This is a genomic window from Luteimonas aestuarii (assembly GCF_004357985.1).
In the GTDB taxonomy this organism is placed as follows: Bacteria; Pseudomonadota; Gammaproteobacteria; order Xanthomonadales; family Xanthomonadaceae; genus Luteimonas; species Luteimonas aestuarii.
On sequence record NZ_SMTF01000016.1, the window covers coordinates 1 to 25,719 of the forward strand.

General features: G+C 65.5%; 31 protein-coding genes. 18 read left to right on the forward strand and 13 right to left on the reverse strand.

Translation table 11 applies throughout. The features are described 5' to 3' along the window. Together E2F46_RS17585 and E2F46_RS14695 are read left to right on the forward strand one after the other, a co-directional pair. The coding region (locus E2F46_RS17585) for a hypothetical protein (protein WP_207949594.1) at window positions 1-575 on the forward strand (575 nt) is incomplete at its 5' end. Between the two features lie 29 nt (window positions 576-604). Next, a complete protein-coding gene (locus E2F46_RS14695) occupies window positions 605-1,216 on the forward strand; it encodes a hypothetical protein (RefSeq protein ID WP_133323339.1) in 612 nt (203 codons plus the stop codon). Between the two features lie 198 nt (window positions 1,217-1,414). Here the strand turns inward: E2F46_RS14695 and E2F46_RS14700 are convergent, their stop codons facing one another. Further along, window positions 1,415-1,660 carry a helix-turn-helix domain-containing protein gene (locus E2F46_RS14700; protein ID WP_133323340.1) on the reverse strand — a complete coding sequence of 82 codons (246 nt, stop codon included), beginning with the start codon at window positions 1,658-1,660 and terminating at the stop codon, window positions 1,415-1,417. A gap of 146 nt (window positions 1,661-1,806) precedes the next feature. On the opposite strand from E2F46_RS14700, the gene E2F46_RS14705 reads away from it, so the two are divergent. The 3 genes from E2F46_RS14705 (at window position 1,807) to E2F46_RS14715 (ending at window position 5,463) form a co-directional block, all read left to right on the forward strand. After that, on the forward strand, window positions 1,807-2,214 hold the full coding sequence (locus tag E2F46_RS14705) for a hypothetical protein (RefSeq protein ID WP_133323341.1): 408 nt from the start codon (window positions 1,807-1,809) through the stop codon (window positions 2,212-2,214). A gap of 185 nt (window positions 2,215-2,399) precedes the next feature. Next, window positions 2,400-2,837, forward strand: coding sequence for a transposase (locus tag E2F46_RS17730; RefSeq protein ID WP_243720458.1), 438 nt, complete (start codon window positions 2,400-2,402; stop codon window positions 2,835-2,837). Window positions 2,838-4,014: 1,177 nt separating this feature from the next. Then, window positions 4,015-5,463, forward strand: coding sequence for a DUF6519 domain-containing protein (locus tag E2F46_RS14715; RefSeq protein ID WP_133323342.1), 1,449 nt, complete (start codon window positions 4,015-4,017; stop codon window positions 5,461-5,463). Window positions 5,464-5,638: 175 nt separating this feature from the next. Here the strand turns inward: E2F46_RS14715 and E2F46_RS14720 are convergent, their stop codons facing one another. Further along, window positions 5,639-5,956: an HPF/RaiA family ribosome-associated protein gene (locus E2F46_RS14720; RefSeq protein WP_207949596.1), complete on the reverse strand. Its 318-nt coding sequence runs from the start codon at window positions 5,954-5,956 to the stop codon at window positions 5,639-5,641. A gap of 343 nt (window positions 5,957-6,299) precedes the next feature. Here E2F46_RS14720 and E2F46_RS14725 point away from each other — a divergent pair, with 343 nt between their 5' ends. Further along, window positions 6,300-6,857, forward strand: a complete 558-nt coding sequence (locus E2F46_RS14725) for an REP-associated tyrosine transposase (RefSeq protein ID WP_133323343.1) — start codon at window positions 6,300-6,302, stop codon at window positions 6,855-6,857. 47 nt (window positions 6,858-6,904) lie between these two features. Here the strand turns inward: E2F46_RS14725 and E2F46_RS14730 are convergent, their stop codons facing one another. Then, the gene (locus E2F46_RS14730; protein WP_133323344.1) at window positions 6,905-8,113 is read right to left on the reverse strand and encodes an EAL domain-containing response regulator; all 1,209 of its coding nucleotides are present in this window, start codon (window positions 8,111-8,113) and stop codon (window positions 6,905-6,907) included. Window positions 8,114-8,603: 490 nt separating this feature from the next. Here E2F46_RS14730 and E2F46_RS14735 point away from each other — a divergent pair, with 490 nt between their 5' ends. Next, window positions 8,604-8,873: a hypothetical protein gene (locus E2F46_RS14735; RefSeq protein ID WP_133323345.1), complete on the forward strand. Its 270-nt coding sequence runs from the start codon at window positions 8,604-8,606 to the stop codon at window positions 8,871-8,873. A gap of 106 nt (window positions 8,874-8,979) precedes the next feature. Further along, window positions 8,980-9,648, forward strand: coding sequence for a hypothetical protein (locus E2F46_RS14740; protein ID WP_133323346.1), 669 nt, complete (start codon window positions 8,980-8,982; stop codon window positions 9,646-9,648). A gap of 45 nt (window positions 9,649-9,693) precedes the next feature. On the opposite strand, the gene E2F46_RS17590 is transcribed toward E2F46_RS14740, so the two are convergent. Next, window positions 9,694-10,098, reverse strand: a complete 405-nt coding sequence (locus E2F46_RS17590) for a LysR substrate-binding domain-containing protein (protein ID WP_207949597.1) — start codon at window positions 10,096-10,098, stop codon at window positions 9,694-9,696. Window positions 10,099-10,128: 30 nt separating this feature from the next. Next, the gene (locus E2F46_RS17595; RefSeq protein ID WP_207949598.1) at window positions 10,129-10,590 is read right to left on the reverse strand and encodes a LysR family transcriptional regulator; all 462 of its coding nucleotides are present in this window, start codon (window positions 10,588-10,590) and stop codon (window positions 10,129-10,131) included. 118 nt (window positions 10,591-10,708) lie between these two features. Between E2F46_RS17595 and E2F46_RS14750 the strand changes: the two genes are divergently transcribed. Together E2F46_RS14750 and E2F46_RS14755 are read left to right on the forward strand one after the other, a co-directional pair. Continuing rightward, window positions 10,709-11,494 carry an SDR family NAD(P)-dependent oxidoreductase gene (locus E2F46_RS14750; protein WP_207949600.1) on the forward strand — a complete coding sequence of 262 codons (786 nt, stop codon included), beginning with the start codon at window positions 10,709-10,711 and terminating at the stop codon, window positions 11,492-11,494. Window positions 11,495-11,639: 145 nt separating this feature from the next. Next, window positions 11,640-13,124 (forward strand): S41 family peptidase, encoded by a 1,485-nt coding sequence (locus E2F46_RS14755; RefSeq protein WP_165967489.1) that lies wholly within the window; start codon window positions 11,640-11,642, stop codon window positions 13,122-13,124. A 74-nt stretch (window positions 13,125-13,198) separates the two neighbouring features. Here E2F46_RS14755 and E2F46_RS17505 read toward each other — a convergent pair whose 3' ends face one another. Continuing rightward, a complete protein-coding gene (locus E2F46_RS17505) occupies window positions 13,199-13,381 on the reverse strand; it encodes a hypothetical protein (protein WP_165967490.1) in 183 nt (60 codons plus the stop codon). Between the two features lie 183 nt (window positions 13,382-13,564). Here E2F46_RS17505 and E2F46_RS14760 point away from each other — a divergent pair, with 183 nt between their 5' ends. Then, window positions 13,565-14,683, forward strand: coding sequence for a DUF3500 domain-containing protein (locus E2F46_RS14760; protein WP_165967491.1), 1,119 nt, complete (start codon window positions 13,565-13,567; stop codon window positions 14,681-14,683). Here the strand turns inward: E2F46_RS14760 and E2F46_RS14765 are convergent. Together E2F46_RS14765 and E2F46_RS14770 are read right to left on the reverse strand one after the other, a co-directional pair. Continuing rightward, the gene (locus E2F46_RS14765; protein WP_133323349.1) at window positions 14,653-15,339 is read right to left on the reverse strand and encodes a TetR/AcrR family transcriptional regulator; all 687 of its coding nucleotides are present in this window, start codon (window positions 15,337-15,339) and stop codon (window positions 14,653-14,655) included. The two genes, E2F46_RS14760 and E2F46_RS14765, sit on opposite strands and share 31 nt — an antisense overlap. 231 nt (window positions 15,340-15,570) lie before the next feature. Beyond that, on the reverse strand, window positions 15,571-16,047 hold the full coding sequence (locus E2F46_RS14770) for a hypothetical protein (RefSeq protein ID WP_133323350.1): 477 nt from the start codon (window positions 16,045-16,047) through the stop codon (window positions 15,571-15,573). A 206-nt stretch (window positions 16,048-16,253) separates the two neighbouring features. Here E2F46_RS14770 and E2F46_RS14775 point away from each other — a divergent pair, with 206 nt between their 5' ends. After that, window positions 16,254-16,535 (forward strand): hypothetical protein, encoded by a 282-nt coding sequence (locus tag E2F46_RS14775; protein ID WP_133323351.1) that lies wholly within the window; start codon window positions 16,254-16,256, stop codon window positions 16,533-16,535. A 103-nt stretch (window positions 16,536-16,638) separates the two neighbouring features. Here E2F46_RS14775 and E2F46_RS14780 read toward each other — a convergent pair whose 3' ends face one another. Then, window positions 16,639-17,529: a serine hydrolase gene (locus tag E2F46_RS14780; RefSeq protein ID WP_165967492.1), complete on the reverse strand. Its 891-nt coding sequence runs from the start codon at window positions 17,527-17,529 to the stop codon at window positions 16,639-16,641. 164 nt (window positions 17,530-17,693) lie between these two features. Between E2F46_RS14780 and E2F46_RS14785 the strand changes: the two genes are divergently transcribed. Next, entirely contained in the window at window positions 17,694-18,164 is a 471-nt protein-coding gene (locus E2F46_RS14785) for a lipocalin-like domain-containing protein (protein ID WP_133323353.1), read from the forward strand. Between the two features lie 48 nt (window positions 18,165-18,212). After that, the gene (locus E2F46_RS14790) at window positions 18,213-19,061 is read left to right on the forward strand and encodes an amidohydrolase family protein (RefSeq protein WP_207949602.1); all 849 of its coding nucleotides are present in this window, start codon (window positions 18,213-18,215) and stop codon (window positions 19,059-19,061) included. A gap of 128 nt (window positions 19,062-19,189) precedes the next feature. Here E2F46_RS14790 and E2F46_RS14795 read toward each other — a convergent pair whose 3' ends face one another. Next, window positions 19,190-19,633, reverse strand: coding sequence for an FKBP-type peptidyl-prolyl cis-trans isomerase (locus tag E2F46_RS14795; RefSeq protein WP_133323354.1), 444 nt, complete (start codon window positions 19,631-19,633; stop codon window positions 19,190-19,192). Between the two features lie 151 nt (window positions 19,634-19,784). Between E2F46_RS14795 and E2F46_RS14800 the strand changes: the two genes are divergently transcribed. After that, window positions 19,785-20,957 (forward strand): serine hydrolase domain-containing protein, encoded by a 1,173-nt coding sequence (locus E2F46_RS14800; protein WP_133323355.1) that lies wholly within the window; start codon window positions 19,785-19,787, stop codon window positions 20,955-20,957. An 86-nt stretch (window positions 20,958-21,043) separates the two neighbouring features. Here the strand turns inward: E2F46_RS14800 and E2F46_RS14805 are convergent, their stop codons facing one another. Further along, a complete protein-coding gene (locus E2F46_RS14805) occupies window positions 21,044-21,442 on the reverse strand; it encodes a hypothetical protein (protein ID WP_133323356.1) in 399 nt (132 codons plus the stop codon). Window positions 21,443-21,606: 164 nt separating this feature from the next. Further along, window positions 21,607-22,260, reverse strand: a complete 654-nt coding sequence (locus E2F46_RS14810; protein ID WP_133323357.1) for a glutathione S-transferase family protein — start codon at window positions 22,258-22,260, stop codon at window positions 21,607-21,609. A 279-nt stretch (window positions 22,261-22,539) separates the two neighbouring features. Between E2F46_RS14810 and E2F46_RS14815 the strand changes: the two genes are divergently transcribed. Next, window positions 22,540-24,045: a beta-N-acetylhexosaminidase gene (locus tag E2F46_RS14815; protein ID WP_133323358.1), complete on the forward strand. Its 1,506-nt coding sequence runs from the start codon at window positions 22,540-22,542 to the stop codon at window positions 24,043-24,045. A gap of 110 nt (window positions 24,046-24,155) precedes the next feature. Here E2F46_RS14815 and E2F46_RS14820 read toward each other — a convergent pair whose 3' ends face one another. After that, window positions 24,156-24,818: a glutathione S-transferase family protein gene (locus tag E2F46_RS14820; protein WP_133323359.1), complete on the reverse strand. Its 663-nt coding sequence runs from the start codon at window positions 24,816-24,818 to the stop codon at window positions 24,156-24,158. Window positions 24,819-25,012: 194 nt separating this feature from the next. On the opposite strand from E2F46_RS14820, the gene E2F46_RS14825 reads away from it, so the two are divergent. Together E2F46_RS14825 and E2F46_RS14830 are read left to right on the forward strand one after the other, a co-directional pair. After that, a complete protein-coding gene (locus E2F46_RS14825) occupies window positions 25,013-25,384 on the forward strand; it encodes a hypothetical protein (protein ID WP_133323360.1) in 372 nt (123 codons plus the stop codon). Between the two features lie 94 nt (window positions 25,385-25,478). Then, window positions 25,479-25,718: a YgaP family membrane protein gene (locus tag E2F46_RS14830; protein ID WP_133323361.1), complete on the forward strand. Its 240-nt coding sequence runs from the start codon at window positions 25,479-25,481 to the stop codon at window positions 25,716-25,718. Window position 25,719 lies beyond the last annotated feature (1 nt).

The window sequence follows — 25,719 nt, forward strand, 5'->3', positions numbered from 1 at the left end:
AGCACCAACGCCGACTTCCGACGTGCCGTCCAACGCTTAATCTCTTCTTCCATTACCGCGCTCATCTGTGCCTCCTTGGAAAGGTTACACCTGAGCAGGAAATCACTGGGTCATTACACAGCCACGGTACAGGGCGGGCCGAGCCGGAAGACAGGAGGGGACACATCGCACGGGATACATCGCGATCTGGCCGAAAAGGGCGTTTATTCTTCCTATACTTACAAATAGGAAATGGAGTTCAAAGACATCACTTAAACCAAACTGAAGTTTTCAATTTTGATAGAAACTTAGGACAGGTAATTGGTCTTAGAGGCAATGCAGCTACCAGAGCAACGCAACATTACTTAGCCCATCTTCATATGGATGATTTCTATGAGAGATTTAGGAATGCAGGGAAAATGCCATCGGTATTTAAGTATAATACAGAGTTATATAAATCATTAAGAAATGCTGGTATGGGGAGACTTACGAGTATTAGAGGTGTCTATAGTGCTTTAGGAGAACAATTAAGAAATGGAAAATATCCATGGAACAAAGTAGATAATATTAATGTTAGAAGAGTAGCGCATCATTAAATAAATTTAAATATGGGGCTTTTTTAAATATGGGGTTTTTAGATAATTTATTTGGAAAAAAAATCATTTTGACACCTGAAATGGAAATAATGGCTGAGAAAATGATTGAAAATGATTGGTTAAGAAACTGTGGCAAAACATCAGATTTTGAAACAAAATTTAAAACAGAGTTTGCAAATAGTATAGACGAAGTTGAAAAAAAACTTGCATATAAAAGAGATGTTAAAGGTTTTGTAACATTAGATAATTTATTTATTGAAGCAGGACGTCGAAATCAACTTTTTCTTTCACTAAATCATAAAAATCAATATGGAAGTGCTTGGAATAAGGCCACAGACGTCATTATTAAAGAATATATTTCAAACTACAAATTTGATTTTAATAAAATACAGGAAACATTTAATTCTAAAATTGGAGTTCAGACTGACCTATATTTACGTACAATTTTTGTAGAAACTTTACGAGAGATGTATTTTAGAGGTATTGTAGAAAATTATCCAACTTTTTTTACAGATGTTATTGATGTTTATTTAAAAGGAAATGTGATAATAGGTTGGTTAGGTAAATTTGGTTCCCACAATGTTCAAGTAAAAGAAATATTCCCAATTTTTCCGAATGAGGGAGTTTTAAACATTTGGTAATGTATCAGATTTGTTGGTAGAAAAATAAATTACTGAAAATCAAAATTTTGGTAACGTTTCAGATATGTTGGTAGAAAAATAAATTATTGAAAATTAAAATTTTACCGATATGAAAAATTAAAAAAGGAGTTCTTTGAAATGGTATTAACGGGGAGAAAAGGTGTCAGGGACAGTTTCCGACGCTTGTCTCTGCCTCTATCAGGATAGGGCGGATTCGAAGCGCTTGACGAATGTCGGCAGGGCCAACCCGCAAGCGGCGCAGTAGGCGCGTAGTTGCAATAGGTCCATGCGGCGCACGCCGCGTTCGACGTCACTGACATAGGACTGGACGCGTCCGAGCGCTCGGGAGAGCTCGGTCTGCGTAAGGCCGGCACTGGTACGCATGTCCCGCAACAGCTGAAGCAGGACTTGGTACTCAGCTTGATGGATGGACTTTGCGGGCATGCGGGTCGCATCGGCGAGGCCGCAGCTAACCTATATCGGCTTTCCGGATATCTGAAAAACGGATACGATCTTGTCTGGCGGACAGCAGGGTGCGGTGATTCCTGCTGGCGCGTCCTGCATATGTCGCCGACAAGGAGATGTCGAAGATGGCCCACCTCGATCAACTGAAAACCGTCGGCGATCGTCTGGCCGACGCGCCCACCCCACTCGAAACCCTGATCGATCGCCTGCAGGGCGGCGCGAGCAGCACGCTGGCAGATTCCGGCATTGCCCGCCTGGACAGTGGCAGCCTGGATCGGATCGCCGGATGCGCATCGCGCGAGCGCGAGGCTTGCGAGGCACGGATGGAGTGCCTGCTGGAACTGCTGGATGTCGCGTTGGCTGGCGACCGGGCGAATATTCCCGATGCACTGCTGCTGGCAACGACGCAACACGTGCTGCGGCTGCTGAAAGACGCGGGTCGCTGGCATCGACTGGCGGACAACGCTGCCTACTACCGCGACCGTCCCGCCGTGGCCGAACGCATCGCGTGGCATGAGGCGCAGGTACGGTGAAAAAGGAAAAGAGAAAAGATGTCAGGGAAAATTACCCAAGAATCCTGGGGGATTCTCCTACGCTGGCGCCGGCGCGAGGCTGATGCAGCCGAGGATGCGATTCGGTGATGCTGGACCATGGCCCGTCAACCGCGTTTCGACCTTGCAGCAGTGCCGCAGCATGCCAGCTTCATGCCTATGTGTTGATGAGCAATCATGTGCATCTGCTGTTGACGCCTGCCAGCGCCGGGGCGGTGTCGCGGCTGATGCATACGTTCGCGCGCAACTACACCGGGCTGTTCAACGGGCGCCCTGGTCGTAGGGGCACGTTGTGGGAAGGGCGGTTCAAGGCCTGCCTTGTCGACTCGGACCCGTGCTTCCCGGCGTGCAGCCGCTACATCGAGCACAATCCGGTGCGCGCTTGGATGGTGGCCAGGCCTGCCGACTATCCCTGGTCGAGCCATGGGGGAACGGCGGATACCGGAAGGATCCCCTGCTGGTCCCGCACCCCGAGTACCTGGCGCTGGGATCGGATCCGTCCGAGCGCGCGGGAATTGTCCCCGACACCATTTCTCCTTCCAGACACCATTTCTCCAGATTCCTTCATTTTCCTCCGAGTTGTCCCTTTCTCTCCGAAGCACTAGTTTGGCTGCTTATGAAAGTTCACGCGTCGCTAGTGCTTCTTCTTCTGCTGGGGCCAGTCCAGGCCGAGAGTATCCCTGTTCCGATTGTCACCTTTGACATGCCGCACGGGGGCTGCCGCCTGAGAGTCGATAGTGATGGCTCTGGATCGCTGGCCTATGGCGCGTTGCCTGCTTGGATCAAGGTGAAGCCAGGCACTTTTCTACCTGACGCTCTTGCTGGAGAGCTGCGAAGAGCGGTCATTCCGATATCCGACGGCGAGCATCCACGACCACCGGGCTCTGTACGGTTCCATGCCTCGGAAGAACTGGCCTGGTTCGGTGACAAGGAGTTGGCGCGGGTGAACTTCCGCAAGGCCTTGTCCAACACGGAAGCACTGCGGGGGACGGAGAAGGAAAGAGCGTCCGCTATCGAGGCAACCTGTGGCGAGGTATGACGTGGAAAAGGGGGCGGGCGAGAACCGGGCGATTGCCTCGCGAGGCCACGTCGTTCGCCAAAGCTCGACAAGTGACCTGACCCCGTTCGGCCCCGTCTCGACCGCGGCTAGGTCGGCGCGAATACCTTCGGCGCATTCTTCTCGCGCTTCTCGGCCCGCTTCTCCTTCATGGTCTTCGCCGGCTTCTTCTTCTGTTCCTTCTTCTGGTTCAGGCCCTTGGTCATTGGATCCTCCCGCGCCACCGGCGCTCTACTGCGGATGCAGTGGATCGGGGCAGTATGCGCCTGCGCGCCGACTAAAGGGGATGGAGGGGATCACACGGGACGGAGTGGCGTGACCCCGGATTCTTCGAGAAAAGCGGGGCCAGGCTGGAGTGTTCCGATTTGCCGCACCCAGCTCACCGGAACTGCGGTGGGGTCGTCATGGCTGGAATGACGTGACCGCCGACGATATCGTTGCGCCAACGTCCCCATATGTTCGCCATGCGGTGGGACGAGCGGGGTGGGTTCACTTGCCGCGACGCTTGGCTCGACGATGCGCCGATCGGGCGGAGGCAAACGCCGCGTCTTCGCTTCGACCATCGAGCGAAGGCGCTGGCATGCCGCAGCGGGCTGCGGCCCTGATCCGCGGGTGGGGCTCGATATCCGCGCTGCCTCTCGGTGCGGCAGGAAAATGAACCTGACCCCATTTTTCCAATCCATGCCGTGCTCGGCGCGTGCTTTCCGACCGACAAGGGATCCCGCATGAAAGGCGACTTCTCGCGACTGACTTTCGACCCCCGCAACCGTTTCAGCCAGGTGCTTCAGCAGCAGGGCCGCGTCATGCTGGATGCGGACGTCAATGAACAGGGCGCCATCCTGTTGCATCAGCTGCGCACGATGGCGCTGGACCTGTTCGGGTCGTACGCCGCGCCGGCGATGGCGCCAGGTTTCGGGCTCTCGTTGGCCAGCGCCGATGGCGTGCTGGCGCTGCGCATCGGCGCGGGACGCTACTACGTGCATGGCGTGCTGTGCGAGAACGAGGGCTGCGACTATCTCGACCAGCCGCACTTCACCCCGGGCGACGGGACGAACGACGAAGAAGATCCGCTCCGCCACTGGCTGGCCTCGACCGACCGCGACGGCGCGCGCTTCTGGATCTATCTCAAGGTGTGGGAACGCCATGTGACCCCGCTGGAGATGCCGCACCTGCACGAGGTTGCGCTGGCCGGCCCCGACACCTGCAGCCGCAGCCAGGTGGTCTGGCAGGTGCGCGCACTCGACATGGCCGCGGTGGAGGCGTCGCTGGCAGCGCGCCTGGAGGCCCTCGGGAACGTTCGGGCGCAGGCCGGGGATGCGGTGGAGGCCGTCCGCCTGCAGGCGTGGATCGACGCATTGCAGTCCGATCTTTCCCGACTGCGCGCGACGCCCGGCCAAGCCTGCGCGGCGCCGCTGCGCGTGTTCGATCGCGATGCACCGAAGATGGCCCTGCGACTGGCGCCGCCGGGGTTGGACGATCCCGGCGTCATCGGCCCGTCCGCGGGTTATCGCGGCCTCGGGAACCACTTGTACCGGATCGAGATCCATCGCCCCGGCCGCGCTGGCGCGGCGACATTCAAATGGTCGCGCGACAACGGCAGCGTGGTCACGCGCTGGCTTTCAGGAGGCGGCAGGCGCCTGCGCGTGGCGCGCACGGAGGGCTTCGCCGCAGGGCAGTGGGTGGAGCTGAGCGATGAAGTCGATGACCTGTGCTTTCGCCCGGGCAGCTTTTGCCAGCTCGCAGGGGTGGAGGGCGACGAACTCGTGCTGGCGTCGGATGCGCCACGGGCGGTAGGCGCAACGAGCAAGGTGCGGCGCTGGGACCAGCAGGCGCGCACGGGCCGGGTGCTAAGCGGGGGCGCCGTGCCGCTGGATGCTGCGTCCGGATCGGCAGCGGACTGGATCGACCTGGAGGACGGCGTGCAGGTGCGTTTCGACCTGGACGGCGAATACCGCACGGGCGATTACTGGCACGTGGCCATGCGGACCACCGGCGAGACCTGTTGGGAACGCGACGCCGACGGCGAGCCGCTGGCGCGGGCGCCACACGGACCACGCGTCCACTATGCGCCGCTGGGTTTCGTCGGCATGGATGACGCAGGCAATCCCGGCGTGGACATGCCCTGCCGTCGCGTCGTGGGCCCGATCGGCACCGGCGGCGATCAACCCGTGTAAGGCGGGCTTGGGCACGCCCTACGTCTACGTTCGCTGGGCGGGCCACGCCAGGCGCGCCGTATGCGGCATGCAGCCTTCGTAGGGTGGGCCCCGGCCCACCACAAAAGATGGGGCATGCCACCCTGGGCCATTCCCCACGATTCGTCAGGTCGAGGCCGAATGCCGCGGAGGCGGCTCAATAGCCGCGCTGCTTCTCGATGCGGCTGTCGAGGACCGTCTTGAGCTTGTTGCAAGCACCGCGGATCGCCTTCTCCATGTCCTCGTCGTCGTGGCTGACGCCGAGCGGGTCGTCGTTCTCCAGCCGGGCCTCGAGCGCGCAGCGCTTGTCGTCCGCGCCGCCCTTGGTGGAGTTGCTGTCCGACAGGAAGACCTCGATCCGGCTGATACGCGAGGAGAAGCGGCCCAGCGACTGCTCCAGCATTGCGGTGACGCGCGATTCCAGTGCATCCGTGCCATCGATGTGGTTGTCGGTGTTCAACTGGATCTGCAGCATGCGTTGTTACTCCGTTTCGATTCCACGCGCAGCGTACCGTTGCGTGGCGCGTCGGCCATGTGAAGCGGCGCTGGTGGAGTGGATGGCGGCGGGTGGGGTGTGGCGGGGGGCTTTGGGGTGGGTTAGGCGGGCTGGAGCCCGCCCTACGCCCGCCCTACGTCTTACACCCGCCTTACGCCTTCCACGCGTGCCACGCGAGCCGCGCATGGCTGCCTGCCGGAGCACCCATCGGTCGTAGGGTGGGCCCCGGCCCACCATGGGTTGTCTCCGCGGCGGGTCTCCTGACGCTGCAATGCGTGGTTAGCGCATGGCGGCGCGGTCATGCGCCTGGCATGTTCCGGGGATGCCGAACTATCGTCGCGTCCGCGTTCCCGGTGGCACGTACTTCTTCACGGTCGACCTGCTTGAGCGGCAACGCTGCTTGTTGGTGGAGCACATCGACCTGCTGCGAGATTCCTTCCGCGCCGCGCGTGCGGCGCGTCCGTTCGAGATCATCGCCATCGTGGTGCTGCCGGATCACTTGCACTGCGTGTGGCGTTTGCCGGACGGCGATGCCGACAATGCCAATCGCTGGGCGCAGATCAAATCCGGCTTCAGCCGCAGGCTGCCCGCCAGCGAACGTCGATCCGCGCGGCGGGTGGCCCGCCGTGAACGTGGCATCTGGCAACGCCGCTTCTGGGAGCATGTGATCCGGGACGATGACGACTTGCGTCATCACGTCGATTACATCCACTTCAATCCGGTCAAGCACGGGCATGTCGCACATGCCTGCGATTGGCTGCATTCGTCATTCCGACGGTGGGTCGCGATGGGTCATTACCCGATGGATTGGGCGGCTGGGACGTTCGGGGATGGCGGGCTTGAGCCCGCCCTACGGGTGGATTGGCGCGAGCGCGGGTGATTGACGGGGCCATCCATCCGCCGGGCGAACGCCGACCGGATTGCAGCTCAGGCGAAGAGCTCCGTCCGCTGCGTGGGCCACGCCTGCAGCCACGGTTCCACCTCTTCGGCGGGCATCGGCCGGGCGATCAGGTAGCCCTGTACGAGGTCGAAGCCGGCCTGTCGCAGGAAATCCAGGTCCGCGCGGTCCTCGACCCCTTCTGCCACGCTCACCAGTCGCAACTGGCGGGCCAGTCCCAGGCTGGTGCCCAGGATGGCCTGCAGGCCGGGGTGGCCGGCGGCGCCGTGGACGAAACCGCGATCGATCTTGATTTCCACCAGCGGCAGGTCGCGCAGGTTGGCCAGGCTGGAATAACCCGTGCCGAAATCGTCGATCGCCAATCCGACCTGCTTCAGCCGCAGCCGGGTCAGCACGTCGAGCTGCGCGGCGGGATTCTCCAGGACGCGGCTCTCGGTGATTTCAAGGATCAGCTGGTTCGCGGGCACGGCGGCCTCCGCCAGCTGCCGCGCCAGGGTGTCGGGGTAGTCGAGGGTGTCCAGGCACGCCAGTGAAATGTTCACCGCCACGTGCAGACGATGCCCTGCGGCGCGCCAGGCCGCGAGGTCCCGCAGCGCCGCGGACAGCACCACGTCCCCGAGTTTGCCGACGATGCCGGCCTCCTCGGCCATCGGGATGAAGGCGCCGGGGGCCACCAGGCCATCGACGGGATGGCGCCAGCGCACCAGCGCCTCCATGCCCACGACTTCGCCGGTGCGCAGGTCCACCTTGGGCTGGTAGCGGTTGACCAGCTGGCCGTCGGCGATCGCGTGCAACAGCTCGTCAGGGGTGTAGGCCGATGCGTTGGGTTCGGCTTGCCTTGGCGCCTCGGGCAGGGTGGCATCGAGGACTTGCCGCAGCGCGTCCGGATACACCGGCTTCTGCAGCGAACCCAGCACGTGCAGGCCGTGCGCGCGGGCCATCTGTTCGGCCGCCTGCAGCACGCGCTCTTCCTCGCCGCTCATCAGCACCAGGCCACCGCGATAGTCCAGCCGGACCAGGTGGCGGATGAACTCGATGCCGTCCATCTCCGGCATCTGCAGGTCGCAGAAGATCAATCCGATCAGGTCCGTCCCGGCCTCCAGCGTCTCCACGGCCTGCTTGGCCTGCTGGCACGCCACCGTGTCCATGAACCCCCTGTGCCGCAGGCCGAACGCCTTGAGCTGCAGGCCCATCAGCTTGAGCATGAAGGGGTCGTCGTCAAGGATCAGGATGTTCATTGGCTTGGTGCCCTCGAGTTGTGCATGCCGGCGCGCTAGATGGCGTCCGGTGACAACCCGACCTGCCTATCAATCCCCGCGGCACTTTGCCTGATCCACGCGGCTAAAGCTGTGTCGCGTGGCCCAAAAACCCGCCATCGAAGGAGCCTGTGGCGTTGGCGGAGTGGAGGGGACGGCAGCAAGGGCGGGGTGGGAGTGGCTTCGTTGCCGGGAGGACAATAGATGCCCGAACCACTGCCCACCCGACGCGAAGACGGGGCCGGGTTCACTTGCCACCGATCTTCGCTGGACGATGCAGGGACAACGGCGCCCGGTTCACTTGCCGTCAGTCGAAAAAACGAACCTGCCCCCGCGTATGGATCTGCCCATGAATGCCGCGGAGGCGTGTCTTCACGCGCCGTCCACGTAGTCCAATCCGGCCTGAAGGCACATCGGGCCAGCGAGGGGAACGCCGCTATATTTCCGACTCCCCCGAAGCAGGAGAACTGGAATGTCGCTCGACCAACAGCATCGGAAGATGGCAAGCCTGATCGGCGTGGCCCTCGTCGCCGCAGTGGCGCTTGGTGGCTGCGCCACCTACGACGAAGACTTCGCACGGATCAACACCCGCCTCGATTCGATCGACACGCGGGTGCAGGGTGCGGCCCAGAGTGCGGAATCGGCCAACCAGTCCGCGCAGCAGGCCAACCAACGGCTGGATGCGCTGGAAGGCCGCGTGCAGCAGATCGAATCGGCCCCGCGTCGCGTACCGCGCGGTTGATCTGACCGGACCAGGCCGGGACCTGGTGGCCCTTGCGGGTCACCGGTCCCGATGTTCGAACCGTTTTTCGAGGAGTCCTCCCATCGCTACATCCACACATCCTGCGATGCGGATCGTCCACGGAGCGCTCCTGCCGGCGTTGTTGTTCGCCAGCGTCGGCATCGCGAACGCCAGGGATGCCGCCACGCAACCGGTCGTCGCGGTCGACCAGCTTCCGCCAGGCCAGGAAGTCTCCAGTACGGTGACTGATCTGGCGGGCTGGGTCATCGCTTCCAACGACAGCCATGGCTATCCGTTCGCGGTCATGGACAAGGCCGCCGCGCAGATCCTGGTGTTCGGAGGCGACGGTCGGCTTCGCGGCGCGGCCCCCGGGTTGTTTGGCTCGGCGGTCGGCGACCATGCGGCGCCCGGCATCGCCGGCCTTGCGCTTCGCGAGATCCCGGGTCGCGATCGCACCACGCCTGCCGGTCGCTTCGTCGGCGGTTACGGCGAGTCGATCGATGCGGGACGCGTGCTGTGGGTGGACTACGACTCCGCGGTCTCCATGCACCCCACCGCGAGCGGCGTCCCGTCCGAGCGGCGCGACGAGCGCCTGGCATCCCCTACGCCAGACGACAACCGCGTCACCCACGGGTGCATCAACGTGTCTGACGAGTTCTATGAGCAGGTGGTCAAGCCGACGTTCGAGAGGGGTGGGGTGTTCTACATCCTGCCGGACGAGGCGTCGATCGACGACACCTTCCCGGAGTTCGCGCAAGGCCGCGCAAAGAGGTAAGGAAATTGAAGAGGACGGAGTGGAGTGCCCCCATTGGCCCCATTCCTACGCAGCCGAACGTTCCCGAAGCGCGTCCTTGAACAACTCCAGGGCGGTCGTGCCCTGCCGATCCGGGCAATGGAGGTGATAGCCGGCGAAAGGCGCGCACCAGTCCTCCAGCATGCGGACGAGACGCCCGGCGGCCACCGGTGCTGCGACCAGATCCTCCAGGATGTAGAGGATGCCGAGGCCACTGACCGCTGCCGCCACCAGCAAGTCGCCGTCGTTGAACACCGGCCCGCGGCCGGGTTTGACGGTCAGGGCCCGGCCGTTGCGCTCGAACGACCACGGCGACAGCTCGCCCTGCGCGTCGTGGTAGGCGGTAGGCGATGCAGCGATGCCTGGTGAGGCCAGCCGGTGCCATCGGCGCCGGATGTTCGCGCAGGTAGTCCGGCGCGGCCACGACCGCAACGCGAAGCCGCGGGCCGACGGGGAGGGCGATCATGTCCTGTTCCAATCGTTCACCGAGATGCCGGCGTCGTACCGGCCTGCCACGATGTCGGTCATCGCGTTATCCACGCACACCTCCACCTCGATGCCGGGGTAGCGCCGCAGGAAAGACGGCGGCATCGGCCACGGCACCGTGTCTGCGGCGTGCTTGCCGCTGGTGATGCGAAGGCTGCCGATGGCGGTGCCTCGCGCATGCGACAGCGCCAGGATCGTGTCGTCCAGGCCGACGAGTGCCGGTGATAGCGTCGCGAGCAGCCGCTCGCCGGCAGCGGTCGGCGCGACGCTGCGCGTCGTGCGCGTGAGCAGGGCGAAGCCGAGCTGGCCTTCAAGCCGCTTCATGGTCTGGCTCAACGCCGATTGGGTGACGCCGAGCCGCTTTGCGGCGCGCGTGAAGCTGCCGTCGGCGGCGATGGCGGCGAAGACGGCGAGATCGCCGAGTTGGTCCGGACGCACTGATGATCCTGGCTACTGGGGCCTATGACGCATGGCGTGGTTGTGCCGACCCGTGACCATGACAATTTCCCACATTCGTGGAAGCAACGTGGAGAACGCGATGGGCAGGAGATGGCTGGTGACCGGTGCGAGCCGGGGGCTTGGGCGTGAGATCGCCCGTGCGGCAGTGGATGCTGGCGACACCGTGATGGCAACAGCGCGGTCCGCCGATGCGGTGCGGAATGCCTTGGAAGGCGGTCACGATCGCCTGCACACCCTCGCGCTCGACATCACCGATGCCGATGCCGCGCATGCGGTTGCCGCCGAGACCGTCGCGCGGCTGGGTGCGATCGATGTGTTGGTGAACAATGCCGGCTATGCCGAGCTGGGCTTCTTCGAGACGATCGCCGACGCCGCGGTGCGGCGTCAGTTCGAGGTCAATCTGTTCGGCACGATGAACGTCGCGCGCGCGGTCGTGCCATACATGCGCCAACGCCGCTCCGGCCTCATCGTGACCATTTCGTCGGTCAGCGGTCTCGTGTCCAACGCCGGTGGCGCGGTCTATTCGGCGTCGAAGTTCGCGGTTGAAGGTTGGATGGAGGGCTTTTCGCAGGAGCTCGCACCGCTGGGCGTGCGCTCGCTGCTGGTCGAGCCGGGCATGCTGCGCACCGACTTCATGGACCAGACCTCGGCTCGTTTCGGCACGATCGACATCCCGGACTACGCAGAGGCCGTCGCGCAGTACCGCGCGTTCGTGGACGGCGCCAATGGTAACCAGCCGGGCGATCCGCAGCGCCTGGCTGCGCGGATCGTGGCACTGGCGTCGCAGGAGGATGTGCCCGCGCGGCTGGTGTTCGGCGACGACGCCCGGCAGCGGGCCGGCGCGAAACTCGACCAGCTGCGGGTGGAGGTTGCTGCGGAGTAAAGGGGACGGAGGTCATCAAGCGGATCTCATTCGCTCCGTCCCGTCTTATGCTCGGAGTGTGCCCATTCCGCAGGCCATGACTCCCGCCACGTGCGCGGGCATGATCTCCGGGGTGGAATCTGCGTTCACCGCCCGGAGTTCCGACATGCACCGCATCCGCTTGCTCGCCACCGCATTCGGCGCCGCTACTTTGCTGCCGCTGGCGGCGATTGCCGCACCTGACTGGCCCGACCACTTGCGCGATGACGCCACCGCGTTCCACGCCGCGGTGCAGGCCAGCCACCCCGGCCCGGTGGATCCCGCGAATCCGCAGTTCGCCGCGCACCTCGATGCCGGCCTTGCCCGTGCCCTGGCGCGCGCGGACGGCGTGACCGACTTCGCCGGTTACTGGTGGGCGATGCGCGAGTTCCAGGCCGGTTTCGACGATGGCCATGTCCAGCTCTCGACCAACGACGGCGCGCCGGAGCTGCCCACGCGCTGGCCCGGCTTCCTGACGCGCTGGTCGGGCACGGCGCATGTGGTTGCCACGCGGCTGGATGCGCCGGACCTGCCGCCGGTGGGCGCGCGCCTGGTGGCCTGCGACGGCATCGCCGCCGAAGCCCTGGCGGCGGATCGCATCGGACGCGTCCGCGGCCGCTGGCATCTCGAGGCGCAGCGGGTCAGCCATGGCGGCCGCCTGTTCCTGGATGCCGGCGATCCCTGGGCGCCACCGCCCTCGCATTGCCGCTTCGCGTACGCCGGGCGCGAGAAGGATGTCGCATTGACCTGGCGCACGCTGGATAACGAGACGCTGTCGACCCACTTCGCCGCCACCCGTGCGCTGCACGGCACCACCACGGGCGTGCGCACGCCAACCGCCGGCCAGCTGTGGATTGCAGCCGCAAGCTTCGATGCCGATGCCGATGCCGACGCGCTGAATACGCTGCTGCGCGCACTCGACGACACGGCGCGAGTGGGGGATGCGCGGCAGGTCGTACTCGACCTGCGCGGCAACGGCGGCGGCTCCTCGCACTGGAGCCGCGAGATCGCGCGCCGGTTGTGGGGCGATGCCGCGCTCGCTGCGCTGCCGCCGACCGAAAGCCGGGTCGACTGGCGCGTGGATGCGGCCAACCTCGAGGCAATCCGCGAGTTCGGCGGCATGCTGCGCGCGCAGCCGGACCCGGATGCCGAACTGCTGCATTGGGTGGAGGTGATCGATCGCGGCATGTCCGAAGCGCTCGCGCGCGGCGACGAACTCTGGCGGCATCCGGTCGATGCCGAGAAAGCTGCCGCGCAGGTCGACGCGCGTCCGCGTGCGCTCGGCACTGGCGTACCGGTGTACGTGCTGGCCGACGCCGGCTGCGCCTCGGCGTGCCTGGATGCGCTGGACCTGTGGCTGCCCCTCGGTGCCATCCACGTCGGTGGCGAAACCTCGGCCGATACCGTGTACATGGATATCCGCCAGCAGCCGCTTCCCAGCGGCCTGGCGACCGCGTCGATCCCGATGAAGGTCTATCGCGGACGCAGTCGCGGCCACAACGAGCCGTACCGGCCCACGCATGCCTGGACGGGTGACTTCGCCGATGAGTCTGCGTTGTCGGCATGGATCGCCGGTCTGGCCAAGACGGCACCGGAGGCCGGCGCCCGGTAAGCGGGGGGTCTCGACACAATGCGGATGGCCGGGGACTGGAATTGAGGGCGTGGAGTGCCCGCATTCCCCCCGCGTCAGTTCGAACGCAGCAGCGCGATTGCGCCCGGCATCATGCCCAGGCTGCCGAAGCCCGCAACGAGGCCTTCGGCATTGGCGATCAGGCCGGCGAACCCGCCTTGCCGCCAGGACGACCAGGCCAGGCCGCCCACGACCACCGCCATGATCGCCGCAGGGACGACGATCCAACCTGCCCCCATCTGCTTCCCTGCCGAACGCGAACCCCTGCGCGAGCGGTTGCGCAAGCGGCGCAGTGGCGCCGGTTGCGATGCCGGTGGCGCAAGGGCCGGGGAGCACGTGAACGCCGGCCCGCGAATGCGAATTCCAGGCCGATGGCCCGATTCCTATCCTGTTGGCATCGCATCCATCGCATGGAGGAACCCATGTGCAACGGCTCCCGTACACGCCACTGGAGGGTCGTCGCGGTACTGTCCGGCGCGTTGATCCTCGGTGGGTGTGCATTCTCCGCCGGCCACGGCAACCCGGAAAACACGCCGCGCTTCCCCGCACTGCCAGCGTCCACGCCACCGGCCGACTTGCAGACACTGCGAATCGTTGCCGCGGCGGAGGACTTCCTTGCCACGCTCACGGCCCGGCAACGCGCAGCGATCCTGTTCGCTTTCGACGATCGCGCGCAGCGTGCACGCTGGTCCAACCTGCCGGAGGGCCTGTTCGAGCGGCGCGGCTTGCGTTGGGCGGAGCTGACTGCGGAGCAACGAGCCGCGCTGCGCGACGTGCTGACCAACGTACTGAGTCCGAAGGGCCTTGCTGTGGTCGACGCCATCCTCGCCGCGGACGACCTTCTGGACGACTCGGGGCCGATAGACCGCTTCGTCGATCGCCTGTGGGGGATCCGGCGCGGCAGCGACTGGTATTACGTTTCGTTCCTTGGCGAACCTGCCGCAGACCGGCCCTGGATGCTGCAGTTCGGCGGCCACCACCTCGCCATCAACGCCACCGTGGTGGGGCCGCATGTCACGCTTGCGCCGATGTTGACCGGCGCCGAGCCAGTCCGCTTCGTCGCGAATGGAAGGACGTTCGACATCTTCGGCGAGGAAACCGCCGCGGCGACGCTGCTGATGGACAGCCTGAGCGAGGTGCAGCGCGACAGGGCGGTCGTGGGCGCGCGCCGGCCCACCGACCTGGCGTTGGGATCGGGCCGCGACGGCACGCGCCTGCCTGCCGTCGGTCTGCCGGCAAGCGCAATGCACGCCGCGCAGAAGGCGGTGCTGTTCGCGTTGATCGAAGCGCGGATGGGCCTGCTGAACGCCGACGACCTCGCGCCGAAGCTTGGGCAAGTGCGGGAAGACCTCGACGAAATCCACTTCGCGTGGTTCGGTCCCCAGCCGGACGCAGGCACAGGGTACTGGCGCATCACCGGCCCGCGGCTGTTCATCGAATTCTCGCCGCAGACGCGCGGCGGCGATCCGTCCAACCATGTGCATGCCATCTACCGCGAATTCGGTCAGGACTATGGCGCGGCGTGGCTGGAGGCGGAATGAGCATCGAGGCCGCCGGCCCTATCGGGCGTGCGCCGGACCCGTTCGATGTAACCGCACAACATGTCGGCCAGCTCCGCGGCGAACGCTTCGATCTCGTCACCGGAGCGCCGGCGCCGCGAGAAATCCTTGCCCACCGCCGCCAGCGTGGTCGATACCAGTGCGCTGGCGGATGCGCGCCTGGCTTCCGCCGCGTCGGGCAGTGCTTCGACCATGAAGTGCCGGAAGGCTTCCCGTTCCGCGGCCCGCGCCGTCGTAGCTTCCGGTGCCTGGCGATAGCGCGGTGCGGCATCGCCCAACGCTTCGCGCACCTGCGCTTCCTCGCATTCGGAGGCGACGAACGCATGCACCAGCGACCGCAGCCGCGCCAGCGGAGACGCGTGACGGTCCTCGAGGATGGCGCGCAGCGCCAGCGATGTCCGCGCCCACTCGTCGCTCTGCAGGCGGAACAGGATGGCCGCCTTGTTCGGGAAATACTGGTAGAGCGAACCGACGCTCACGCCCGCCCGCTCGGCGACACGCGTGGTGGTGAAACGGTCCGCACCCTCGGTCGCCAGCACCTGTACCGCGGCCTCGAGGATCGCGTCCACCAGCCCGCTCGAACGCGCTTGTCTGGGCCGCTTGCGCGAAGAGACATCCGGTTGCGGGCTGGAAGGCATGCGATGACGGGTGCCAGTCGGTACTGCACGCATTCTACCGGCGAGACTGCGGTTGGTTCGTTTCCCGCGGATGAAAGCGGGTCGGGGTCACTTGTCGCCCAACATGCGGATCAACACGGCCTCCGATGATCAGCCTGCCTGTCGGCGAGCCATCCGACGTCGTAACAGGCTCAAGCCAGCCCGGCCCCATTCGGCTCCAGACGGCCGCCGTGCCCGTCCCGCCGCCGACGGTCAGTTCGAACGCAGCAGCGCGATTGCGCCCAGCATCATGCCCAGGATGCTGAAGCCCGCAACGAGGCCTTCGGCATTGGCGATCAGGCCGGCGAATCCGCCTTGCCGCCAGGACGACCAGACCAGGCCGCCCATGACCACCGCCATGATCGCCGCAAGGACGACGATCCAGGCCACCGACCGGGGACGATGCGGATCCCGGCCCCGGATCCAGCCGCGCAGCCAGAGCATGAAAACGCCGACGAGGCCGGCCAGCCACAGCAGCAGCCACAGCGGGTGGCCATCCTGCTGCGCCCGGTCGGCGGCGAGTGGCAGCAGCGACGCCATGAAGACGATCACGACCACCAACAGGATGAGGATGCGGACCGTGCCGCTGATCCAGCCCGGTACGCGGGCCACCAGTTCAGCGCCCGTGAGTTCAGGATTGCGTGTCCCGCTACGCGTGTCGTGCCCAGGTTCGATCTGTTTGTCGTTCATCACTGGATGGTAGCAAGCGCGGGATCAGGTTCGCTTGCATCGCTTCGGCGATGCGACCAGAAGAGGCGGGCGGCGTCGGTTGCATCGGCGGGAAACGGGGCGGGGTTCACTTTTCCCGCCAGGATCAACCTGCGGAAATCAACTTGCCTCGATGCCTCTGGTGTCCCGCGCTATATTCTTCCGCTGCCGCCAGCAGGCCCGGACACGTGAAGCCCACCATCGTCAATCTCGTCACGCCGCATCTGTTGAAGATCGTCGACCTGGCCAACCAGGCCGAGACCGGCGCCAACATCCAATGGCACCTGCGCGATACGGTGGCCAACACGGTCGACGCGCTGGCGCACCAGTACAACGCCCGCGACCTGGTCACCAGTTACATCGAGGGACTGGAAGCCGCCGCCCGGGACACGGGACGGGCCCGCGGACCCTTCGCCCGTACCCTGCAGGAGGCCGCGGCCCAGGCCGGGCGCGAACTGGACAGGCTGTAGCGCCTGGCGCATGCAGCGTGGATTGAAGCGGCGGGGTTCGTCCCGTCCAGTCCGTTCCGGAAACACGCGCGGGAACGTCAACGCTGCCCGGGTGTTCGCCGCGCTACGGATTGTCCAGTGCGTCGAGGACGGCGTTGGCGATGTCCTGCACGACGGGGTTGCCGATGCGCATGGTTTCGTCGTAGCCATCGGACGTGGTGACTTCGGCCAGGACGGCGACGATGGTCTCGTGGCCGGGCACCAGGAAGTAGCCCACGTCGTGGGTGACCGTGCCGGTTTCGCCGGTCTTGTGGGCGATGCGCGAGGTGTCGGGCAGGGCGCCGAACTTGGTGTCCACTTCCTGGGCCAGCATCCAGTCCAGCACCTGGCGCCGCGACTGCTCGTTGAGCAGGTCGCCTATGTAGATGGCGTGCAGCAGGGAAAGCGTGTCTGCCGTATCGATCGCGTTGGCCGGTTCGCCGATCTTCTCGCCGGGGAACATCTGGCGGTTGAAGCGCATGGTCTGCAGGCCGAGGTCGTCCAGCAGGGCCTGCACGGTCGGCAGCCCCACGTAGTACAGCAGCACGTTGGTCGCGGTGTTGTCGCTCAGCACCACCATGCGCCGCGCCACGTCGCGGACGGTGGTGGTGAAGGGCATGGCCTGCCGCTGCAGGTCGCCGGCGCCGCCGACCACCATGTAGGGCGAAATGCCGATCGGGGCGTCGAGGTTGAGCAGGCCGCGGTCGGCCTGTCGCATCACCGTGGCCAGCAGCGCCAGCTTGATGGTGCTGGCCGGGTTGTAACTGTCGGTCGAACCGATAATGCGCTGCGCGCCATCCGACCGGGAGACATCGGCAAGCCCCACTGACACGCGGATGCCGCGTTGTCCGGCCTCGTCCACGAGCGGTTGCACGGCGTCGGCGGCGCGCTCGATCGCCGGGCGTGGGTGGCCAGCCATCGCGGGCGCGGAAGCGGCCAGTGCCGCAATCAACAGCAGGGCGGTGGGTGCTTTCATGCCTGTTCTCCCCGGGCGGATCGCCATTCTAGCCAGCGTGGCCTGCGCCATGCGCGGCACGCCACTGGAAGGCGTGGCCCTGGCTGCGCCTTTTTCCATGCGTGCCGAATGCATCGTTTCGTCCCGGGTTGATCCGGGCCGAGCATCCGTTGCAAAGTGGAGCGATGTCTTCGGCCGATGATCCGAAAACTGCAAGGCAGCCGCAGCCGCCATCGCACGCGATGGTGGGCACCTGGCGGCTGGTGTCCTACGACGTGGAAGTGGCGTCGACCGGCGAACGTTTCCCGGCGATGGGCGAGCGTCCCACGGGCTACACCATCTTCAGTGGAGAAGGTCGCGTGTGGTTCATGCTGACCGGCGATGGCCGCCAGCCTGGCGACAGCGACCGCGATCGTGCGCAGTTGCTGGAGACACTGATCGCCTACAGCGGCCGCTACCGGATCGAAGGCGACGTCTGGGTGACTGCGGTCGACGTGGCCTGGAACCCGGCCTGGGTGGGCACCGAGCAGCGCCGGCAGTTCGCGCTGGACGGCGATCGCCTGCAGGTGCGTACCCCCTGGCGGGTGATGCCGAACTGGGCCGACAAGGGCGAAACGCGTAGCATCATCACCTTCGAACGTGCCGTGGAAGGGTGAGCGCGGCTGCGGAGTGCCAGAATGCGGGCCCAGCCATTGCAATGCAGGATGACGATGTTCCTACGGATGTTTTTTGTTGCGTTCTGCCTGTGTTGTGCGCATACCGTGGCTGCCGCGCCGGTGTTCGATGTGCATGTCCATTTGCGCGAGGGCGACAACGCCTGGCGTGAGTACCGTGACCGCGTGCGGGACGCGGGCCTGGAGCTGTCGGGTGCGGGCGTCATGTGGTTCGGGGGCCCGCACCAGGCCCGGCAGGGCGCGGTCGACGAGATCCGCGCCGGCAACGACCGCGTCATCGCATTGGCGGCGGAACATCCCGAGGTGGTGGCCATCGCCACGGTGCATCCCTACGACGGCGCCGCCGCGCTGGATGAGCTGGCGCGCGTCGCCGCGGCCGGCGTGAAAGTGCTGAAGATCCATGCCCACACCCAAGGCTTCGACGTGTCCGACGCCCGTGTGGAGACGCTGGTGCGTCGTGCCGGCGAACTCGGCCTCGTCGTGCTGACGGACAATGCCAACATCCTGCCCGGCGACACCGAGAAGCTGTTCAACCTGGTGGTGCGCGTGCCCGGCACCCGGTTCGTGCTTGCCCACATCGGCGGGCTGAACTTCCGTTTCTGGAACGTCCTGTCGCTGGCACGCACGGCCGACGGTTTCGGCATGGACAACCTGTACTTCGATATCTCCGCCACCGTGCTGGCCGTGGCCGATTCGCCGATCGAAGCCGAATTCGTCTGGACACTGCGCAACGTCGGCATCGACCACGTGCTGCTGGGATCGGATTATCCGCAAATCGGGCTGGGCGAGACGGTGGACGCGTTGGAACGCCTGGACCTGACCGATGAGGAGAAGGCGAAGATCCGCTCGGGCAACGCACGCAAGCTGTTCGGGCGATGAGGTTCGCCGGGGGCGGGTCGACCCTGCCCATCGGCACGGGAGGGCACCGTGTACGCATGCGATAGCCAGGCGCAGTCGCAACGCGCGTTCCGTATGCGTGCGAATGACGGGTTTCGTCGAGAGCGCCGCTACTGCCGCTTGATCTCCAGCAGCTCTACCTCGAACACCAGCGACGCACCCGGCGGAATGGCGCGGCCAGCGCCTTGCGCGCCGTAACCCAGCCAAGCCGGGATGTGCAGTTCGCGCGTGCCGCCAGGCTGCATGCCGGCCACGCCTTCGTCCCAGCCACGGATCACGCGGCCCGCGCCCAACGGGAACGTGAAGGGCTGGCCGCGGTCGCGCGAGCTGTCGAACTTCGTGCCGCGCTTGTCCGGCGCGTTCTCGTCGTACAACCAGCCGGTGTAGTGCACGCTGACTTCGTCACCGGCCACTGCGGGCTCGCCTGCACCGGTGGTCATGTCGATGCGCTGCAGTTCCGCCACGTCTCCGCCGGTGTAGGGCGGTGGGCCACCGCAAGCGGCCAGCAGCAGGAAGGAAAGCAGGGCGACGTGGCGCGACGGGCGATGGGGCATGGCAGGCAATGCGATCGACGGGACGGACAGGGTAGCCGCAGTCAGCGCGTCGAGCGCTGAGCTGGCCGGCCGGCCGCCTGGTTCCTGCCAGTCTGGCCGCATACTGCGCGCGTCGCTGCTTCAACCAGCCCACCTCCACGTGAAGTCCGCCATGCGATACCTGTCCGTGCCATGCCTGTTCGCCTTGCTTCCGTTCGCGGCACTTGCGGCGGAGCCACCGCCGCATTCCGTGCCATCACGCGCTGCACTGGAAGCGGAAGTCGCCCGCGTCATGGAGGCCACCTCGGCGCAGGGCCTCGCCATCGCGGTGATCGACGATGGACGGGTGGTGCACGTGTCCGCGCACGGCAAGCGCAACGCGGCAGGCGATCCTTTGCAGGTGGACACCATCATGTATGGCGCGTCCTTGACCAAGGCGGTATTCGCCTACACGGTCATGCAACTGGACGAGGAGGGCGTGATCGACCTGGATCGTCCCATCGGCGGATACTTTCCCGAGCCGCTGACCGACTATCCCGTGGTGCCCGGATACGGGCCATGGCCAGACCTTGCCGACGACGAGCGCTGGAAGGCGATCACCGCCCGCATCCTGTTGACGCACAGTGCCGGTTTCGCCAATTTCGCTTTCCTCGAACCGGACGGCAAGCTGCGCATCCATTTCGATCCGGGCACGCGCTATGCGTATTCGGGCGAAGGCCTGATCCTGCTGCAGTATGTACTGGAACGCGGACTGGGCCTCGACCTGGGGCAGGAGATGCAGCGCCGCGTGTTCGATCGTTTCGGAATGCCGCGCACCAACATGACGTGGCGGGAAGATTTTGCCGGCAACCTTGCCGATGGCTGGACCGTGGACGGGCAGGTGGAGCCGCACGATGCACGCAGCCGGGTGCGTGCGGCCGGGTCGATGGACACCACGATCGCCGACATGGCGAATTTCGCCGCGGCATACATCAACGGCGAAGGCCTGTCCGCGCAGGGTGCCGAGGCGCTGACGTCGGCGCAACTCGCGATTTCCACCGCCTCGCAGTTCCCCAGCCTGCAGGCGGAAATCCCCGCGTCGGAGCGGCGCGCAGACCTCGCCTCCGGGCTGGGGGTGGTGGTTTTCGATGGACCGCAGGGGGCCGGCTTCTTCAAAGGCGGCCACAACGACTCGACCGGCAATACCTGGGTCTGCGTCAAGGCACGCAAGCGTTGTGTCGTGATCCTGTCGAATGACGTGCGCGCCGAGCGGGCTTTCCCACGCCTGGTGGCCTTCGCGCTGGGCGACACGGGCGTGCCGTGGGCGTGGGAATACGGCCAGCAGGCGTTCCTCCCGCGCGACTGATTCACGCCACAGACTCAAGGGTGCGTTGCCGCGGCAGTCCTGGAGACCCAGCGCGTTGGCGTGGCGATGAGGGCCGGCGCGTCGGATCAACGGGGCGAGGTGCGCGCGCGTCCACGCATCGCCAGGCCCGCCCAGAATCCCCAGCCGTGCAGCACGGCCACGCACAGCGCCACCAACGTCCAGGCCACATCGAGCTGCAGGTAGATGTTCGACACGCGGTTGAGCCAGGCCCAGTCGGTGCGGCGCATGACGAGGTTGCCTTCGCCGAGTGCGTGGTGCACCACGCGGTCGATCGATGGCGAACCCCAGCCGCCGTGCTGCATCAGGCCGGCAAGGCCCAGCACCACGCACGCGGCTACAGCCACGCCAAGCGCGCCACCCAGCCACGGCAGCGCATCGCCCACGCGGCGCATGCGTGGCCAGAGCTGCACGGCACCAAGGCTCCAGGCCAGTGCAAGCAGGACGAAGAGGAACAGCAAGGCCATCCGGACGAGTCCTGTGACGGGATCGCGCACAGCATGGCAAGGCATGGCGTGAGGCGCGATGAACGCCTCGTTCGCCAGTGGTGTGCAATCGGCCGGACGAACGCAAGCGTCGTAGGGTCTTCGCCTTGTCGATTGCGGTTTGCCCACGGTGCCGACGGATGGCCTCACTCGAGCGCAGTGCCGTCGGTGAATACCTTGTGTTGCGCCGCATAGGCGTGCCGGAAGGCGGGACGCGCCTCACCCCGGTCGACGTAGGCGGCAAGGTTGGGGAATTCCGCGAGGATGCGCGTGCCACCCAGCCGGCGCAGCACCATGACCATCAGCAGGTCGCCCGCGCTGAAGGCCCCATCCAGCCATTCGCCGTCGCGCAACCGGTCCGACAGCTGGCGCAGGCGACGGCGGATGCGATCGTCCAGCAGCGGCAGGCGTTGCGCGTACCAGGATTCGTTGCGTTCCGTGTACGCCACCTGTTCCCGTTCGACGATGGGCGGCTCGACGGTGTTGAGGGCGGCGAACATCCAGCCGACGGCGCGCGCACGGGCGTCGTCGTCGATGGGCAGCAGGCCGGCATGGCGCTGCGCCAGGTGCAGCACGATGGCGCCGGATTCGAACAGCACCAGGTCGCCGGCTTCATAGGTGGGGATCTGTGCGAACGGTTGCAGGGCGACGTGGTCTGGCTGCGACATCGCCTCGAATGGCAGCAGGCGCACGGTATACGGTTGGCCGACTTCCTCCAGCGCCCAGCGCACGACCATGTCACGGGCCAGTCCGCGCCCGCCGTCGGGCGAGCGGGCGAATGCGGTGATGGTGGGGACCATGCGTGTTTCCTTCTGGCGTGCAGCCATCAACCGGAGTGCCAACCACGACGCGTAGTGGAGGCTGGGATCGACAGCATCGGATGTGCGGGCAAGCGATGGTCCCACGCGCGCTGTCGTGCCTTGTCTTCGATGCACGTCGGCATGGATATCGGGGCAGACATGGAATGTCCCTGCATGACTACGGCAGGCGCGTGATCGCGGGAGACGCAAGGGTGGACATTTGCGTGGCCTGCGGGGAAAGTGCAGGTGGTTTCCGTTCACTCCGTGGTGCAGCCGCCAATGAATCACAACGTCCTGTTGTCCTGCCTGCTGGTGCTTGCGAGTGTTGGTTGCAGCAGTCCGTCCGCGCCTGCCGTCGCCGCGGATACGCCCACCGCTTCGACACGCATCGTGCCCCTGCCGCAGTCGCTGGACATGCGTTCGGGCGAGTTGCGCCTGTCGGGTGCAGTGCGACTGGAGATGGACGCCGACGCGCCCCATGCCAGGCGCGCCCTGGAAGAAGCGCTTGCGGGCATTGGCATTGCCATCGATGACGCTGCGCCGACGGATGTTCGCCTGCAGCGGGTGGACGATGCCGCGCTGGGCGAGGAGGGCTACCGGCTGGTCGTGGCCGAGCGCATCGAATTGAGCGCCCGCACCGACATCGGCCTGCTGCACGCGGTGCAGAGCCTGCGGCAGTTGCTGCCGGTGCAAGTGCAGGGCGGGGTTCGGCTGCCGCACCTCGAGATCGTCGATGCGCCTGCCTATCCCTGGCGCGGGCTGTCGCTGGACGTGGCGCGCAGCTTCCTGTCGGTCGACTACCTGGAGAAGACCATCGATCGCATGGCCTTCTTCAAGTTGAACCGTCTGCACCTGCACCTGACCGACGACCAGGGCTGGCGGATCGAGATCAAGGCGTATCCGAAGCTGACGGACATCGGGGGCGCCAGTGCGGTGGAGGGCGGGCGCAGCGGCTTCTACACGCAGGACGAACTGCGGCATCTGGTGGCGTACGCGCAGGCGCGCGGCATCACCATCGTGCCCGAGGTCGACTTGCCCGGCCATACGCAGGCGGCATTGGCCTCGTACAACGAGCTGGCCTGCGACGACGTGGAAAACCTTGCGCCGTATTCGGGGCTGGAGGTGGGCTTCAGCGTGCTGTGCCTGGACAAGCCGGACGTGGTGTATCCGTTCGTGCGTGCCGTGCTGGAAGAGGTGCTGGCGATCTTTCCCTCGCAGGAAATCCACGTGGGCGGCGACGAGATCGACCATCCGCTGTATGCCGACTTCGTGTCGCGCGCCGCGGCGATGGTGGAGGGGATGGGGCGGACCGCCATCTTCTGGGAAGAGGGCTCGGTGGCCGTGACCGGGCCGAACGTGATCTACCAGTTCTGGAACGACGGCTACGACATCAGCGCGGCCGTCGAGCGCGGCCATCCGTTGATCCTGTCGCCGTGCTCGTACCTGTACATCGACCACGGCAACTACGCGGGCCAGCCGCAGACCTACGACTGGTGCAGGAAGGAAGGCGTGCCGCTGGCGAGGGTATACGGTTTCGACCCCACGCCATTCAAGACCGCACTCGGCATCGAGGCCGCGCTTTGGACGGAACTCGTCCACACCGATGAAGCCGCCGACAACCGCCTGTGGCCACGCCTGGCCGCAGCCGCGGAAGTGGCATGGAGCCCCGCCGACCAGCGCGGCTACGAAGGTTTCGTGCAGCGCATGGGCGCACTGCGCGCGCACCTGGATGCGATGGGTATCCGCTACCACCGCGAGCAGGACCTGGGGTGGGACGGCGAGTAACCCGGGTCGGCGCACCTGCCGGTGGCAACGGCGAGCGCTTCGTTCGTGCCGTTGACGCGTGATGGACGGTCGGCGGCACTGCTTGCCGTCGACAAGGCAGGCTGATTGCCTCAATCCCGATCGGGCGCGCCCAGCGGGAAGTACGCGCGATACGGTCGTGCTTCATCGATGGCGCGCCGGACCGAAGGACGTGCGAGCAGCCGTTGGCGATAGGCGAGCACGTGCGTGAAGTCGGGATCGATGCGGTGCGTCCAGTCGGCGTAGAACAGGAAGGGCGCGGCGCCGCAGTCGGCGAGGCTGAAGCGGTCGCCCGCCGCCCACTCGCGGGTGGCCATGCGCTGGTCCAGCCAGCCGTATGCCGCTTCCAGCATGCCGCGTGCCTGTGCGACGCCGTGCGCGTCGCGATCGGGCTCGGCGCGCAGACTGTCGAACACCACCTTCTGCTGTGGCGTGGACACGTAGTTGTCGAAGAAGCGGTCGAGCATGCGCACGTCGAGCGCGGCGTCGCGGTCTTCCGGGATCAGCCGTGCCGGGCCGGGATGGTGCAGGTCGAGGTATTCGATGATGCAGGTCGCTTCCAGCACGATGCGTTCGCCATCGACGAGGACCGGGAACCGACCGATCGGCCAAAGCGCGGTCAGTTCGGCATTGGCCTGGGCATCCTCGAGGTTGCGGTAATCGAACGCGGTCTGGTGTTCGTATAGTGCGATCAGCGCCTTCTGGCTGTAGGACGAGAACGGGTGTGCGTACAGGCGGGGCAGGACATTGGTCATCGACCGATGGACTCCGGGGGGTTGCCTCGACGACGGTCGGGGCGCGCGGGATTCGACATCCGCGGGGCAGGAATGGCCGCTGACCTCATGCGGTCCGGCCGAGCGTACGCGATGCCGTGGCCTTGACGGCGCCTTCGCCTGCAGGCGTGCACAGTGCGCGTGCCCGACCCCCATTCATGCCCACGGAGTTGCCCATGACCCGTTCCCCCCGGCTGGCACTGGCCGCCACCGCCCTGTGCGCGGTGCTGGTTGTCGCCGCCTGCGCCAATACCCCGGACGATGCCTCGGCACCCGGCGGACGGATCGACGTGACCGGCGTGATCGCGAGCATCGATACCCAGCCCTGGATGTATGACGGCAATGCGGTGGTGGAGGTGGATGTCGAAGCGCCCCGGCGGCGGATGGCGGTGCAACTTCCGGCACGCTGGAACCTGTGCGTCGCCGAACCGGTCGATGTCGAGGCGCTGTCCGTGGGCCAGCGCGTGCGTGTAGTTGGCAACGCGGGCAACCGGCGCGAGATCGTGGTTTGCCAGGATGCCTCGCACCGGCTGGTGCCAGCGGGCTGAGGCCTGCAGAACGCGTCTGCACGACGGCTGATCGCGATCAACGCGGCTTGCCTGTGCGGAGGGACGCTGGCGGCTCTTTCCGGAGGGCAGGCAGGTGAAGGCAAATGCAGGCCGTATCGACAAGGGGACCCGCATCATCTCGGGCGTGGCGCTGCCGGCATGGGCGGCAACCGGTGGGCCCGCATGGGCGTGGATCGGTGCCGTGCCGCTGGCCACGGGGTTGTTCGACTTCTGCCCGCTGTATCGCCTGGTCGGGATGGATACCTGCAGGCACCAGGAGGCGCTGGGTGGCGGTCTCGCCTGCGGGTGCGTTGCCTTGGCAGGACGCGCATAAC